Source organism: Chitinophaga sp. RCC_12 (genome assembly GCF_041360695.1).
GTDB lineage: Bacteria > Bacteroidota > Bacteroidia > Chitinophagales > Chitinophagaceae > Chitinophaga.
Window position 1 is genome coordinate 432,587 of sequence record NZ_JBFUPS010000003.1, and the last position, 15,692, is coordinate 448,278.

At 44.8% G+C, this 15,692-nt stretch carries 9 protein-coding genes and 1 tRNA gene; 4 read left to right on the forward strand and 6 right to left on the reverse strand.

Annotation, left to right across the window (positions count from 1 at the left end; all coding sequences use genetic code 11):
• Positions 1-15 precede the first annotated feature (15 nt).
• Both AB6805_RS11485 and AB6805_RS11490 read left to right on the forward strand, forming a co-directional pair.
• Positions 16-2,652 (forward strand): HsdR family type I site-specific deoxyribonuclease, encoded by a 2,637-nt coding sequence (locus AB6805_RS11485; protein WP_370909569.1) that lies wholly within the window; start codon positions 16-18, stop codon positions 2,650-2,652.
• An 8-nt stretch (positions 2,653-2,660) separates the two neighbouring features.
• On the forward strand, positions 2,661-3,176 hold the full coding sequence (locus AB6805_RS11490) for a GIY-YIG nuclease family protein (protein WP_370909570.1): 516 nt from the start codon (positions 2,661-2,663) through the stop codon (positions 3,174-3,176).
• A gap of 136 nt (positions 3,177-3,312) precedes the next feature.
• Here the strand turns inward: AB6805_RS11490 and AB6805_RS11495 are convergent.
• Positions 3,313-3,386: transfer RNA gene (locus tag AB6805_RS11495), tRNA-Asp, on the reverse strand.
• 279 nt (positions 3,387-3,665) lie between these two features.
• Here AB6805_RS11495 and AB6805_RS11500 point away from each other — a divergent pair.
• A complete protein-coding gene (locus AB6805_RS11500; protein WP_370909571.1) occupies positions 3,666-4,508 on the forward strand; it encodes a rhomboid family intramembrane serine protease in 843 nt (280 codons plus the stop codon).
• A 93-nt stretch (positions 4,509-4,601) separates the two neighbouring features.
• Here AB6805_RS11500 and AB6805_RS11505 read toward each other — a convergent pair whose 3' ends face one another.
• From AB6805_RS11505 to AB6805_RS11525, 5 genes are read right to left on the reverse strand one after another with little or no spacing between them, the layout of a single operon-like run.
• On the reverse strand, positions 4,602-5,633 hold the full coding sequence (locus AB6805_RS11505) for a family 16 glycosylhydrolase (RefSeq protein WP_370909572.1): 1,032 nt from the start codon (positions 5,631-5,633) through the stop codon (positions 4,602-4,604).
• 3 nt (positions 5,634-5,636) lie between these two features.
• The gene (locus AB6805_RS11510) at positions 5,637-6,521 is read right to left on the reverse strand and encodes a PKD domain-containing protein (protein WP_370909573.1); all 885 of its coding nucleotides are present in this window, start codon (positions 6,519-6,521) and stop codon (positions 5,637-5,639) included.
• Between the two features lie 9 nt (positions 6,522-6,530).
• Entirely contained in the window at positions 6,531-7,610 is a 1,080-nt protein-coding gene (locus AB6805_RS11515) for a hypothetical protein (protein WP_370909574.1), read from the reverse strand.
• A 24-nt stretch (positions 7,611-7,634) separates the two neighbouring features.
• The gene (locus AB6805_RS11520) at positions 7,635-9,134 is read right to left on the reverse strand and encodes a RagB/SusD family nutrient uptake outer membrane protein (RefSeq protein ID WP_370909575.1); all 1,500 of its coding nucleotides are present in this window, start codon (positions 9,132-9,134) and stop codon (positions 7,635-7,637) included.
• 23 nt (positions 9,135-9,157) lie between these two features.
• Positions 9,158-12,373, reverse strand: coding sequence for a SusC/RagA family TonB-linked outer membrane protein (locus tag AB6805_RS11525; RefSeq protein WP_370909576.1), 3,216 nt, complete (start codon positions 12,371-12,373; stop codon positions 9,158-9,160).
• 340 nt (positions 12,374-12,713) lie between these two features.
• Here AB6805_RS11525 and AB6805_RS11530 point away from each other — a divergent pair, with 340 nt between their 5' ends.
• Positions 12,714-15,599, forward strand: coding sequence for a triple tyrosine motif-containing protein (locus AB6805_RS11530; protein WP_370909577.1), 2,886 nt, complete (start codon positions 12,714-12,716; stop codon positions 15,597-15,599).
• The last annotated feature ends 93 nt before the right edge of the window (positions 15,600-15,692 follow it).

The following is a 15,692-nucleotide window of genomic DNA, read 5'->3' on the forward strand; positions in this document are numbered from 1 at the left end:
GTAAGAAAAGGACAAATGGCAATAGAGGAAGCTTCTAATATGACTAGGCATTTTTGCAATCTTCTGAAAAAGATGGGCTACCGGCCGTTGTCTCCATCCGAAGTGTTGCTCGCTCAGGGAGGAGTGAAAGATGTTCCTCTGTTAGAAGACATTTTGGAACAACAGCTTATTCAGCTCAATAAGCCTCTATATCAGGACAACAGGTATAAGTTTTCAGTGCACAGTATTGAGGAAGCATTTTTATCTCTTAAATATGCGCATCCTAGTCAGTACAATAAAATGTACAATTTACTGCTTCATGGCAAACCGCATCTTGAAACAGTTCAATCCGGCGGTAAAAGGATTAATATCCAATATATAGATTGGGATAATGCCGGGAATAATAAATTTCATTATGTAAGGGAATTCGAGGCCACCTTCGGAAATGAAAAGGTAAAAATAGATCTTATTTTATTCGTGAATGGGATTCCAATAGTACTGGTGGACTTTAATTCATCGGGCGCGAATCATATGGTTTTTGATAAATGGGAAGCATTAAATAGCAAACAACATAAAAATACGCCCGTTTCCTTTTCTCAATTATTTTTGTCAATATCCCCTTATCAGGTGAAATATAATACTACTAGTGGTGGTAGCAATGTATGGCCTATATGGAGGACCAGTGAAAACGATGTTACTATTGTAGAAGATGTAGTATATAATTTATGTGAGCCCACAAACCTCTTACATTACATAAAACATTTCATTTTAAACGGTGATGAAACAAGAGAGGCAGCCAGAAGGCACCAGGTAAACGCCGTTCAGCAAGCCTTAAAAAGGATTAACTCCCATAAACGGGGTGATCTTGAGAGAGGTGGAGTGATAGCGCACCCTGCGGGGAGTGGTATTGTGACTACCATAATGTTCCTGGCGCAAAACTTATTGATGGCTAAACAAATTGCTCATTCGAAGATATTGATTGTTACAGATAGACAGGAAATTGATGAACAGATAGAAAACACGTTTTCCCAGTATGGCTTGCCAATCGCTCAGGCATCTAGTGGAAGACATTTACTGGAGTTGTTAGGAGATGGTCCTACAATTATAACCACTACTTTAAAGAAGTTATATCACTTTCTCCCGGCCCCATTTTATGATAGAGACCAGGAATTATTTATACTGGTAGAGGAAATACAGAGAGGGAATTCTGGTGCTTTGCACCAAAAATTGCGTGAAATATTTCCCTCTGCCTGCTATATCGGATTTACAAAAATGCCTGTTCTGAAAAAAGAATATGTACAGTATAGTCCAAGTGGCCTAATACATTCTTTTACCTTAACGGAAGCAATGGAGAATAATATATCATTGCCTATACTGTTTGAAAGTCGCTATAACAAAGCGGAAGTACACCCGGAGAATGTACAGAAAGTTAAAAAAACCTGGAAAAAATTAGATCAGAGCATTACTATGGTTTCTAATGATGAAACAATTAATAGAATTGCAGATGATATTACCAGTCATTTTTATGCTTATAATAAAGGGACTTCTTATAAAGCTATATTGGCAACTCCTTCCAGACTTTCAGCAATTAAGTATAAACAATATTTTGATAGCAAAAAAGGGAGTAACCGTGAGATCAATACCGCCATTTTTATCTCGAACATGTCAGATATGCCCAGTCCATTTTTCTCTGACTACGAAGATCAACAAGATTATGAACAGAATATTCTGCAGGAAATAAAATCTTCACCCAGTGAGGTAGAACTCATCATTGTTTGTGATCGCCTTCTTACAGGATTTGATGCTCCCCTTATCAACACGATTTACCTTACTAAATACTTACGAAGTCATTCTTTGCTACAGGCTATTGCTACGGTAAATCGTCCTTATCCTGGTAAGACTTATGGTTTGGTAGTAGACTATGTGGGTGTAATAGATCAAATGAAGACGGATTTAAGCCCATTTAATGAACAAAATGAGACGGGAAAGAAGATGATCATTCCAGTAAGAGAAGAAGTTCAACAACTGAAGTATTATATCGCGGCACTTGACGATCTAAAAAATGCTCTTTTAAAAACAAAGGGCAAAAAATCTAAAACTCCTATTTATTATAGGTTGTCGGAAGCTGAATTAAAGGCATTGTACCTGCGTAAATTGGAACAGTGCGAGGTTCTTCTCAAACTCAGTGACTGTAATACAAGTATGTACTCTTTAAATGAAATGAAAAGTTATGAAGAACAGATATTATCGCACCGCGAGCTATTAAAAAGTATACAGTCGCCAATTGGGGAGTTATCATTCTTACCTATGCAAACAGTGAATATACTCTTACCTGGAAAGGAGGCTGTCCCACATTTCCTGGCGGAAGACCAACTAGCCATCACTTTCTTTATGCTGTTAAAAGGAATACTGGGGAATAAGGGGCTTCTGGTAAAGGATGAACAAATAGCGGAATGCGCCTTACAAGCAGCTACCAATTTTAAAACACTTAGCATACGCGATTGGCAAATAAGCACGAAAGTGCGTAGGGAGATGAATAATAGTCTTGAAGATCTTTTAGTAGCATTCAATAGACAATATGATTCTGTTCTTAGTTTTAGTGAAATAGACGATTTGCTAGATAGCTTTTTAAAGGCGGCAGATAGTAGTACTATAAATAACAATAAAGAATAATTCCAGATATGAAGAGCAGAGGTGTTTCAATAAAAATTTTCCTAAATACCGGTAATCGTAAAGGAATAGTAACTGCATCTATTGCAAACTGGACCGGAATTGCTATTAGAATTCCCCGTCATTTGTTTGAAAAGTTAAAAAAGCAAAAAGAATTACATCGCCCAGGAGTATATTTTTTATTAGGGCAGGATATAGATAACCCAACTACGCAATGCATTTATATAGGAGAAGCAAATAACCTTATGGAGAGAATTATACAGCATCTGCGTAAGTCGGATAAAACCTTTACAACAGATATTATTTGTTTTTATTCACAGGATGATAATCTTACCATATCACACACAAAATACCTGGAACTAAAAATGATTGAAATGCTGAGCAAATTAACAGACCTCCGTCTTACTAATATTAGTAGAGGTACCAGAGTTAGCATTTCACAAGCAACAAAAGCGGAGATGGATGCTTATTTTGATAATATGAAGATCATATTACCTCTACTACGGCATTTTGGAGTAGAGAATTAAATTTTGAGATGTTATACCCGATACTATTCAATGGTCTCCTATAATCATCAATGGCCCCAATTTAATAATCAACTTAACTCACTAACCGACCATAAAAGAAAAACCCGCGCATCGCGCGGGTTCCTTCGAGATTTTGCGGACCGGACGGGACTCGAACCCGCGACCTCCGCCGTGACAGGGCGGCATTCTAACCAACTGAACTACCGATCCTTAATACAGACGGGCCTTTCAGCCGATCTATATCCCCCTTTGGGGAGTGCAAATGTAGCAACATTATTTTCAAACAACCAAATTTTTTTGGATAAAATCAGAAATTTATTGGCCTACAGGTGAAATTTATATCGATGTAATCCTTTGCTGTAAATGGTTTAGAGCGCATCAGCCTAACGGGAACGGTTATATTTCCGGAAAAGAACCATCACCGGGATTTTGATATATTTAAAGTATTTCACATATTGCAGGGGTGTTTGTAAACGACCCGTAAATAAAATGAGCTATACCGGTATCATCACCCTGTTAATCATTCTCACTAATGTGGTTATTTCCTGGAAAGGATTTAAAAGCCGCGCCGTGTTCAATAAGTATGAATTTGAAGTAGAAAGAATCCTGCTGTACAAGGAATACCGGCGTTTGATCACCTGCGGATTCCTGCATGTCAGCTGGAAACACCTGATCTTTAACATGATTTCCCTACTGCTTTTCAGCGTCATGCTGGAAGCAGATATGGGCCCTGTCGCTTACGTTTGCATTTACCTCGGAAGCCTTATTGGCGGAAACCTGCTATCCCTGTACATTCACCGGCGTGAGAACGACTATAGTGCAGTCGGCGCTTCCGGCGCCATATGCGGAATCATTTTCGCTTCTATCGTCCTGTATCCGGGTATGATGGTGAGCTTCTTCGGACTGTTTCCCGTACCCGGATGGGTGTATGGCATCGTATACATACTGTATTCTATTTACGGCATCAAGTCACGCCGCGATAACATAGGTCACGACGCCCACCTGGGCGGCGCTATGGCGGGCATGCTCATCGGGTTAATGATAGAACCGGCAGCGATTACACAGAACATCGCTGTTATTATTGCGCTCACAGTACCCTGCGTATTCTTCATGTATGTAATTATTCACAAGCCGCATATTATCCTGGTCGATAACTACTTTTATAATCAGCATCATGTGCTGGCAGATATCGATGACCTGTATAATGTGGAAAAAGCCAATCGCCAGAAAGAACTGGATGCGATTCTCGATAAAATCCATCATAAGGGGATTAACAGTCTAACCAAAACAGAAAAAGAAAAACTGGAGCGATACTCCCGCCAGATAAGTTAATAAAAAAGGTGCCGGCCTTTGCCCTTACCAGACAACCGGGAACCCGCATCGGCACCTGGTTTATGCTGGTAAAGACAAAGGCCGGACGCCTCTTTAATTTTTATACACCCTTACATAATCTATTTCCAGTGCAGCACTGTTGAACGCGGGATCAATGGCCCCGCCGAAATGCCCTCCCATTGCGAAATTCAGGATCACAAAGAAATCATGATTAAACGGCACATTGCCTGAATTGGGGAAAGTATAAAACAGTTGGTCATCTACATAAAACCTCAGTAATGCAGGCGACCAATCCACGGTATATTTATGAAATACGGTGGTTTCATTCTGCACCATTACCGTACCCCCGTCGGCGTTAGCACCAGCATGATTGGGATGATGTACCGTGCCATATATTTTATTGGGCTCGTTACCTTTGTGTTCCATAATATCTATTTCCCCACAGGCGGGCCAGCCGGCAGTAGTAATGTTACTGCCCAGCATCCAGATGGCCGGCCAGGTGCCGCCGCCCGCAGGCAGTTTGGCACTGACCTCTACTTTACCGTAAGTAAAGGCAAATTTATCCCGGGTAAGTATTCTTGCAGAAGTGTAAGCGCTGCCGGAATAGTTTTCCTTCATGGCGGTAATTTTCAGGATACCATTGGCAATGCTCACATTCTTCGACCGGTCGGTGTAGTACTGCGACTCCGCATTGCCCCAGCCATTATCGCCGGTGCCAATGTCGTAGCCCCATTTGGCAGGATCGGGCGCACCATCGGTGTTAAACTCATCTGACCATACCAGCCCGGGGGCAATGGTAACCGTTACATCGGCCGACTTACTCAGCGTAAGTCCATCCGCACTTTTAGCTGTTACTTTTACGGTATAGGTGCCGCTGCCGGGATAAGTATAGCTAGTAATACCATTGGCAACGGTTTTATTGATCCCATTTCCAAAATCATAATCATAACTAACCGCGTTATCAGCAGCAGCGGTAAAGGCTACTGCCCCGCTGTTGTCTGTATTTACCACCACATGCAGTGTCAGATTGGTGGGCGCGGTTTTCGCCGGTGGTGCTTTTTCATTTTTTCCGCAGCTGGCAGTACTGATCAGTAATGCCAGCATCATTCCTGTGATATATTTCATACGCTATTGAATTGCTATTATTTTAACATACCATGCACCAGGACTCTGTAAGCAACGCAGGGTCATCTGCGTGGCGGTTCTTTCAAGTACCTGGTATTTATGTACGCCTTTATACATGCCCAGGTGTCCTTTGCTGGAAAAAGTAATATACTCCGCGGTGGCACTGCCATCGTAACCAAATGTTTCCGTATAGCCTGCTGCTTTAGGACCTGTTAAGGTAAAGTCACCCTCGCCGGTAAGCGACGGATCAAAATCTTTCAGGTACTCTTTAGATCCAAAAATATCATTGTTGGTTTCATGGGTAAAGGCATTGCCGTTGGCAGTGAAGGTGTATACGTCGTCATAAATACCCAGGCCCGCTTTTTCATCCGGACCAGCCGCCCACCATGCTGGGGTAAATACCGCCGCATCGGATACACCGAGGTGGCCGGGATTGTCTTTATCCACCCGCCATTTTTTGGTGCCGTTGTTGGTAAGCATGGTCACAAAAGCAGGATCAGGTTCAAATGCCCTGAATATAGTGATCTCCTGTGCATTGGTGCTGAAGTTACCTGCCTTTCCATAAACGGTTACGCTTACCGTAAGCGTTTTGATGCCCGTATGATCGTATTGGTATTGAAAAACAGGACTGGTAGATGTTTTGGCGGGTTTGCCATCACCAAAATCTACTTTGTAGTTAATGGTATTATCCGCAGCAACATTTACCACTATCGTTCCTGCGCCGCCGCCGTTGGGATGCGTGGCGTCTTTACCCGTGATCTCAATATTTAAGACAGGTTTGGATGGTGTGATGATATCGCCAAACCGGAAATCATCTTTATTACAACTGTTCATCACCATCAATACAAACAGCAGCACCGGTGTTAATAGCTTTATATGTATTCTCATAACCGTGGATTAGTTAGTTAAAGTAATATCGTCAAACAAAAGAGTGAAGTTGTTGCTGCCATCTCCCGTTACACCGTTGTCCAGGAAAAAGAGGATGTTCTGCAGGCGTTTGCTGTTATCTTTTATTTTTCCGGAGAAATCAAAGGTGAGCTCTTCCCAGGCATTGGCTACGGTGGTGGTCATCTCCACGTTTTCCTGGAAAGTGTTATCGCCGTTTCTTTCCAGTTGCAGTAATACCCGCATGCCGGCGCGCCAGGAATATACTTTTACCCTGAACTTTTTGTGCTGCGTAAAATCAATGGGATCGGTCATTACAATGAAGTTGCCGGCCCATACTTCCGCCTTTGTCTTTACAATTTTACCAACAGTAGCACTGGTATTAATACCGCTCCGCACGGGATTGGCGATTACGGAAGTGGCGCTGCCGCCAAAGTCGCCCCAGGCATAGTTAACAGTCGGCAACTCAAAGGTCATGGGCAATGTGAGCGGATCGTAAATCGTTACGTCTTTTGTAACAACGGTGGTGGCTTTTCCCCCGCTCAATGCTTCCACTTTAACGGTATATACGCCGCCTTTGGCATAGGTGTGTTTTATATTGGCGCCTGCGGCAATCAGCACCGGTTCTTCGTTGGGCACTTCGCCAAAGGACACCTTGAAACCACCGGTGGCATACGTTCCATTGGCAGATACGGTGAGTTCATGCGCATTGCCCGTAGTATTAACGGTTACATTTTCCGGCGCCCGGAAGGTGACGGTCAGCTGCGCGGTGGTATCCGATTTTAATCCGCTCAAACCGGTGGTCACCACCTTCACGGGATATGTCCCTTCTTTATATACATGCGTGGTGTTCTTTCCCGGTAACACCGTTACAGGCGCGGTAGTTCCATCTCCAAAATAAATATCATAACTGGTACCTCCTGCACTGTTGGGCGTAATCGTTACCTGCCCGGAATTATCGTCCGCAATTTTAAACAACAGCGATTCATCGGAAGGCGCTTGTATGGAATTTAAAAACGACAGATCGTCGTCTGTTAACTTGGTGCAACTGCTTAGCGCAAATGCCAGTAGTATATATGAAAGTCTTTTCATGCTTTTTGTTTTACTGATAAGCGATTAATACCCTGGATTCTGTGGTAAGTTGGATATTTCCACTTCCCTTTGTGGCAGTGGGAACAACTCATTTTTACCTGTTTTGAAACCGGTGATGGTGGCAGCGGCTTTACCTGTTCTTACGAGGTCAAAGAAGCGGTCGCCTTCCATGGCCAGCTCCAGCCGGCGTTCTTTCCAGATAGCGTCTGTTAAGGCGCTGCCGGTTAAGGTAATATCATGCGCATTATCCCTGAAAGCACGGCGGCGAATTTTGTTCAGGTAGGTTTGTGCTTTGGCATCATTGGGTGTGGTAGCGCGGTTGTTGGCTTCCGCGGCCATCAGTAATACATCGGCATAACGGATCGTTCTGTAGTTATTGAGATAGTTTAATTCCAGCTGACCGGAAGTTTCTCCTTTCCTCGGTAAATATTTCTGGTTGTATAAACCGGTATTTTTATAAGGGGCTACCTGGTAAGTAATTTTAAAATCCGGGTGGGCATTTTTGTAGGCTTCTATATCCAGTACAGTCACTTCTTTCCGCTGATCGCCTACGGCGTAGGCATTGGCGAGGTTCTGGGTGGGTAAGTTGGTGCTCCATCCGGAGGCATACGGACTGCCACCATTTAATCCCCGTATTCCACACTGCTGTACAGCATAGTTGCCCTGTCCGCGGGTAGCGGCGCCCCAGTTGTAGTAGGGAGAAAGATTGGAGTATTGAATTTCAAAAACAGACTCAATACCATTTTCTCCTGACTGCAGAAAAATATCACCAAACTCAGCTACCAGTGTAAACGGACCATTCACCACATTCTCCAGCATAGCCGCCGCTTCGCTGAACTTGTTTTGATAGAGCAGCACTTTCCCCAGCAAAGCCTGTGCGGCGTATTTGGTAATACGTCCGGCCTGTGGCTGCGTAGCAGGTAATACAGCAATGGCATTGTTCAGATCCAGCTCTATCTGTTTATATACATCTGTTTTGGGAGATCTGGGCAATGTCCTGGAATCGGCCAGTGTTAATCTTTTATCGGCAAACAGGGGAACATCTCCAAAAAATTTCACCAGCGTGAAATAATAATACGCCCGCAGGAAGTAAGTTTCTCCATACAACGCTTCTTTGCCGGGAAAATCAACCGTGCCGCCGCCGGGATTCTTATCCTTAAACTGGGTCAGGTAGTTTACGCGGTTAATGCCCTCATAGGAAGCAGACCATATCTCCGTTAAGTAATCATTATTGGTGGTGATGGCATAATCATCCATCTGTTGTAATCCCAATACATCGGAGGCGCTTTCACCGCCGCTTACGGAGTTGTCGGAAGCAATATCACCAATGGGCACCGCCTGGTTCAGCCACTGGATGGGAGAGTAGGTACTCACCGCCATGGTCCGGTAATCGCTTTCACTTTTCAGGTAATCCTGGTCTGTTACGTTAAAGCTGTCGCTCGGCTTGTAATCGACCCACTTTTTGCAGGAGCTCATGGCAATCGTGAAATAAAGTATACCTGCTATTTTCAGTATGTTTTTCATTTGTTGTCTTTTTACTTTGAACATTACAGTTTTAAATCAATACCTAAAGACCAGGTCCTGGCCTGTGGATAAGCGCCTCTGTCGATGCCGGATTCCATTATACCACCGGCGATTTCAGGATCAAAGCCGGAGTAACGGGTAAATGTATAGGCGTTTTTAACCTGGGCAAATACACGTACCTGTTTAAATCCTGCACGGTCCAGCACAGAACGGGGGAAGGTATAACCCAGCTGTATGTTTTTTAGTTTTACGAAAGAACCATCTTCCACGTAGCGGTCAGATACCCGCGCATTATTGTTGGCGTCCGTAAAAGAGTAGCGTGGGTGACGGGCGTCATTGGTACTTCCGGGTCCGGTCCAGCGGGCGAGTATATCACGGAATTTATTGGTGTACGTGGCATTTCTTTCGTATGCCCGGTAGATATCGTTGCCAACAGACGCATACGTGAAAACGTTCAGGTCGAAGTTTTTATAACCTAAAGAAAGGTTCCATCCCATCGTGAATTTCGGGAAGGGATTGCCAATGTTTGTTTTATCCTTGTCCGTAATTTCTCCATCGCCGTTTACATCCACAAAGCGGATATCGCCGGGCTGCGCACCACTTTGTTTGGGCGCTTTGTTTACTTCGTCGGCCGACTGGAATAAGCCCGCTGTTTTGAATCCGTAGAAATAGCCGGGCGCTTTGCCGGTTTCAAAAGCAGTAACCGTTTGCGACTGACCATTGAAGTAACTGCCACCATACAATATGAAGGAATTATCAGAGTTGGTGCCGGTTACTTCGTTTTTGGAAGTGGTGAAAGTCACGTTGGTACTGATGGAAAGGTCGCGGCCTATTTTATCGGTGTAACCAAGGTTCAGATCTATACCACTGCTTTTGGTAGAACCGATGTTGGCATCCGGCACTTTAGCCGTTCCCAGGAAAAGGGATACAATAGGTTTGAACAGTAAACCCTTTACGCTTTTCTGGAAGTAATCGGCGCTGAGGTTAAATTTGTTATGGAAGAAGGTAACATCAAAACCTGCATTGAACTGGGTTTGTTTTTCCCAGCTCAGCGTGGTATTGGCATAGGAACCTACCGTAGACCCCGAGAGGAAAGTATTGCCAAAAGTATATCCGTTGTTATTGCCGTCGTCGTAATTAGGACCGCCTGTTACAATCCTGGGGAAAGCCGGGTTGGTGTTTTCATTTCCCACAGTACCATAGCTGCCTCTTATTTTCAGGTAATTAATTAAACCGGAGTGAAAGAAATTTTCTGAAGACGCTACCCAGCCCAGTGAACCGGAAAGGAAGTCTGCGAATTTATTATCTGTACCGAAGGCAAAGGAACCATCCCTGCGCATGGTAACGGAGGCGAGGTATTTATCTTTGTAATCATAGTTGATCCTGCCGAAGTAAGATAAATTTTTACGGAACCCGTTGTATTTGCTGGCTGTTTGTCCGTTCAGGTTGGCGGGGATATCTCCTTTAGAGTTATAGATCTTTACCGGTACATTATTAATCACGGTATCTATAATATAAGGAATGGCCGCGGTATTGATACCGGTAGCGGCGTTATAGTCTGCAAACTGCCACGAGTTGAATGGTACATCCTGCCGGGTAACGGTCATGCCGTTGTTAGTAGATTTAAAAAAGGAGATACCGGCTACCGCATCAAAGTGATGATCATTTTTGATATTGAAGTTATAGTTCAGATAGGTTTCTGACGTAAAACTGGCGGCGCTGTTCTTAAACTCGCTCACACTGTTGTGGGTGGAACCCGCCAGCATGCCCAGTTCATTTTTGAGCGGAATGGCATTGCCATCCGCACCCATGGTGTTTTCCACATTCAGCGGTCCATAAAACACCAGCGGCGTAAAGTTTTTACCGGTCTGGTCGTAATTAGTATAGCCAAAGCGGGTGGTGGCTTTCAGGTTCTTGAGGATGTCGTACTGTAATTCTACTTTTCCGAACAGTTTGTTGCCGCTGGAAGTATTGTAGGTATTTTCCAGTTTGGTAAGCGGGTTGAAAATTTCGGAGGTAAGAAGGTTACTGAAGCTATATTTACCAGGCGTATTCGGTACTTCATTATATATCGGCAGGGTAGGATCAAAGTTCAGTGCGCTGCCGATAATGGAATTGAACGAATTTTCCTGTATTCCTTTATTTTTAATATTGGCGAAGCTGGTGTTCACGATCAATTTGAGGCGATTGGTGACATCGGCGGTGATATTGGCCGTACCATTGATCCTGTTGAAATTGGATTTACTGCCGCCGCCAACAATACCATCCTGTCCGAGGTAGCTGCCGGAAATGAAATAGGTGATCTTGTCCCCGCCGCCTCTTGCGCTGGCATTATAATTTTGCATGGGCGCCTGGTGGAAAACCTCTTTCTGCCAGTTGGTACCAACACCCATTTTGGAAAGGTCCGGGAAAATGATGTTGCCGCCGGAAGCTACGCTGCCTTCATTAATGATGCCGGCGTATTCAGTGGCATTCAACACTCCTATGGTTTTGAATACTTCCTGTATGCCATAATTGGCGTTCACGGTAATTTCGGGCCGTTGATTCCTTCTGCCGCTGCGGGTGGTGACCATAATCACGCCGTTGCCGCCTTTTACGCCATAAATAGCGGTGGTAGCAGCATCTTTCAGCACGTTGATGGATTCAATGTCTGCTGCGTTCACGGCATTCAGATCGTCCAGCGTTTGAGGTACGCCATCTATTACTACCAGTGGGTCGGAACCGCTGTAAGAGGGGATACCGCGTATCAGCACGGTGGGCTTGGCGCCGGGGGAACCGCTCTGGATAACGCTTACGCCGGAAGCCCTTCCCTGCAGGGCTTCTTCTGCCCTTACGGGCCGGAGATTGGCAATATCCGCTCCCTTCACTGTGGAGATGGCGCCGGATATTTTGGTTACCTTCTGGGTGCCATAACCTACTACCACTACTTCTCCCAGTTCTTTATTGGAAAGCGCCATCTGTACTGCTAATGGAGAAGCTCCTACCGCTATATGAAAGGTGGTATATCCGATGGCGGAGATATCCAGTACTTTCTCTTCCGGCGTTACGGATATGGAGAAGGCGCCGTTGGCATCCGCGGCTACAGCAGTTTTGGATAGTTTAGCGATTACAGAAGCGCCGGGTATAGGCGCCCCGGTTTCATCTGTTACCTTACCGGTAACGGTTTTGTTTTGCGCCCACGATGTGGAGGCAAATAATAGCAATAGCGGGATAAGAATGCTTTGTAAGAATTTTTTCATACGTGAATTTTTTGTTGACGATTTTACATGCGGGGTACTTTCACCAGCATCGGTGTGCTGGCGGTAAACGTGAAATCCCGTTGATGTTTATTTCATTTTATGGCTGCCGGTGATCTTTTTTACAGCATCGTGGTGTTCTGCATTTTTTTAAATGGATGGATGATTTCAGTTGACTAAGTACTATTTTTATACTGTTTTGATTGGGCTAAAATTACACCTTCCATAGAACGAAGCCAATTTTCCGACTACATCTATACTGCATCACAATTGGATAAATGATTGATTATTAATAAATTTAAACTACATCATTACTACATCACCGGAAGTAATCCTATATTTTATGAAAAGATGGTGGCTGTTTTTTTTATGCATCGGGTGTTTCCGGATGGCCGCAGGTCAGAATACGATCGGGTTACCCCGGATCATCAATTATAGTAAAAGCGACTTCCAGGCAGGCACCCAAACCTGGGATATTGAACAGGACAGCAAAGGCATCATGTACTTCGCCAACAACGAAGGAATGCTTACCTATGATGGCAGTCACTGGAAAGCATACCCGCTTCCAAACCGTACTATCGTGCGCGCATTGGCCATTGATACGGTCGACCGGATCTATGCCGGTGGCCAGGGCGAACTCGGCTACTTCGCACCCGGGCCAAACGGTAATCTCGTGTATACCTCCCTGAGAGACCTGGTTCCTGCCTCATATAATAAGTTTGCGGACATCTGGCGGATAGAAATTTATAAAGAAGCTGTTTTCTTCCAGGCCTCCGACCGCATCTTCGAATACCGGAACAACAGCATTAAAGTATACCCCAGCGAGTGGTTGTACCTGAAACAAGCCGGCGGCAAACTGTATGCACAGGATAAGTATAATGGATTGATGCTGTTTAAAAATAATGAATGGCAGCCCGTTAATACCAGCCATAAATTTACAGACGGCCTCATATCCGGCATTATAGGCATCGGGGCTGATACGCTCCTGGTGATAACCCAGGCAAAGGGACAATTCCTTTTACGCAACGACTCCATCATCCAGCAACACGCGGCCTTTTCCGCAGGCAATGTGAATATCTCCGCACAGATCAATGCCACAGAATTTGTGGCAGGCACCTCTACGGAAGGTTGCGTGGTGCTCAACTTCAATGGCGAAGTAGTGCAAAAGATTTCCCGTACGGAAGGGCTCCAGAATAATGACGTGATCAGCGTATTCCTTGATAAGCATAATAACCTCTGGGCCGGACTCAATAATGGTATCAGCTTTATCGCCTACAATGCCGCCATTAAATATATTACACCCAGTAAAAGCAATGAGCTGTCGGGATACTCCACCCGTATTTTTAATAATGAACTGTACATTGCCACATCGGACGGCGCCTGGTATGCGCCGCTGGCGGCTGCCTCGGGCGATCTCAGTTTCTCCAAAGGTGATTTTACCCGTGTAAGGAACAGTAAGGCAGAAGTGTGGCGCCTCGATGAGGTAAACAATCATATCCTGCTGGCGCAACACACCGGCAGCGCTGTACTGAAAGATCACAGCGCTGTGCCGCTATTTGCTGAACCCGGCGCCTGGCTGTATAAACCGGTATCGGCGGTGTATCCCGCAAAAAACATCCTGGTGGGCAGTTACACCGGCGTGCAGCTGCTGGAATACAATGCAGGTCAGTTTGCCGATAAAGGAAAACTGGAAGGAGTGGGAGAGTCGCTGCGCTTCCTGGAAATAGATAATAACAACACCATCTGGGCATCGCACCCGTACCGGGGCGTTTATAAGCTGCAGCTGTCGGCCGATAATAAAACCGTTTCCTCCCAACTGCTCACGGATAGTGCGGGGCTGCCTTCGGCACTGAGCAATTATGTTTTTAAGATAAAGAACCGCGTGGTGTTTTGCACCGGTAAAGGGGTGTATGAATTTGATCCGGCCACCAACCGGTTTATTCCTTCCGCCTTCCTGACGCCCATACTGGGCAACATGGAAATCCGGTATATGAATGAAGATGCCGACGGCAATATCTGGTTTTGCAGCGGCAAGGATGTCGGGGTGGTGAATTTTAACCAGCCATCCGGCGATAAACCATTTACCATTACCTGGATACCAGAGCTGAACGGCAAGATATTACTGGGATTTGAAAACATTTATCCCTATAATAAAGAGAATATTTTCATTGGCTCCGAAAAAGGCACTATTCACCTGAACTATGAAAAGTATACCACCAATAAACAGGCGGTGAAGGTTTTACTGGGACAGGTAAAGGCTTTTGGTAAATCCGACAGCGTTATCTTCGGCGGCTATTTCCATCACCGCGGAGCTGCCGGTTATTTACAGGATGAAACCGAAATAGTGGCTTTACCCAAAGGATATAATTCCTTCCATTTTGAATACAGCTCCCCGGCATACGGACTACAAAGTAATATAGAATACAGCTACCAGCTGGAAGGATACGATCAGCGCTGGTCCGCCTGGTCGCCCAAAACTGAAAAGGATTACACCAACCTCCCGGGCGGTAAATATCTTTTTAAAATAAAAGCACACGATAACCTCGGACATGAATCAGAAGTGGTGACCTACAGTTTTGAGGTGCTGCCCGCATGGTATAAAACTACCTGGGCGTATATTGGCTATGTGTTGTTGTTCCTCGCCGTGCTGTATCTCCTGAACCGCTGGCAGGAAAGGAACCTGCGCATCCAGCAGCGCCGCTTTGATGAAGAACAGCAGCGTCTTAAATACATCCACCAGCTGGAGCTGGAAAAAAACGAAAAGGAAATCATCAAGCTGCAGAATGAAAAGCTGGCCAACGAAATACATTTTAAAAATAATGCGCTGGCAGATGCGTCCATGCACCTGGTAGAGAGAGGCGATGCGCTGGTGAAAGTAAAAGATATCCTGGCATCGGTGTATAAAAAGAATGGTAACAACCCGGAAATCAAGAACGCGCTGTTGTTGTTAAATGATGTGGAAAAGAATAATGATAACTGGGATCAGTTCGCCGCTCATTTTGATGAGATCAACAATAACTTCCTGAAGAAGCTGAAAAGCAAATTCCCGTCGTTAACGAATACCGATCTGAAGGTTTGTGCTTACCTGCAGCTGAAATTATCTACCAAAGAAATTGCGCAACTGATGGCCATTTCTGTGCGTGGCGTGGAAATAAAGCGGTACCGCCTCCGGAAGAAACTGAACCTGCTGACAGAGCAGTCGATGACAGACTTCCTGAATGAGATCTGATTTATTCAAATGAGGAGGCAGTGAGGATCCGCTCAATTTTCATTACTTTAGTGGCGATACCACCAACCTTATCAACCATCAGCGTATTCTGCA

Coding starts and splice junctions, on each gene's coding strand:
- AB6805_RS11490 (WP_370909570.1), top strand. CDS start 2,661: ATGAAGAGCAGAGGTGTTTCAATAAAAATTTTCCTAAATACCGGTAAT.
- AB6805_RS11505 (WP_370909572.1), bottom strand. CDS start 5,633: ATGAAATATATCACAGGAATGATGCTGGCATTACTGATCAGTACTGCC.
- AB6805_RS11500 (WP_370909571.1), top strand. CDS start 3,666: ATGAGCTATACCGGTATCATCACCCTGTTAATCATTCTCACTAATGTG.
- AB6805_RS11485 (WP_370909569.1), top strand. CDS start 16: ATGGCAATAGAGGAAGCTTCTAATATGACTAGGCATTTTTGCAATCTT.
- AB6805_RS11530 (WP_370909577.1), top strand. CDS start 12,714: ATGAAAAGATGGTGGCTGTTTTTTTTATGCATCGGGTGTTTCCGGATG.
- AB6805_RS11515 (WP_370909574.1), bottom strand. CDS start 7,610: ATGAAAAGACTTTCATATATACTACTGGCATTTGCGCTAAGCAGTTGC.
- AB6805_RS11520 (WP_370909575.1), bottom strand. CDS start 9,134: ATGAAAAACATACTGAAAATAGCAGGTATACTTTATTTCACGATTGCC.
- AB6805_RS11510 (WP_370909573.1), bottom strand. CDS start 6,521: ATGAGAATACATATAAAGCTATTAACACCGGTGCTGCTGTTTGTATTG.
- AB6805_RS11525 (WP_370909576.1), bottom strand. CDS start 12,373: ATGAAAAAATTCTTACAAAGCATTCTTATCCCGCTATTGCTATTATTT.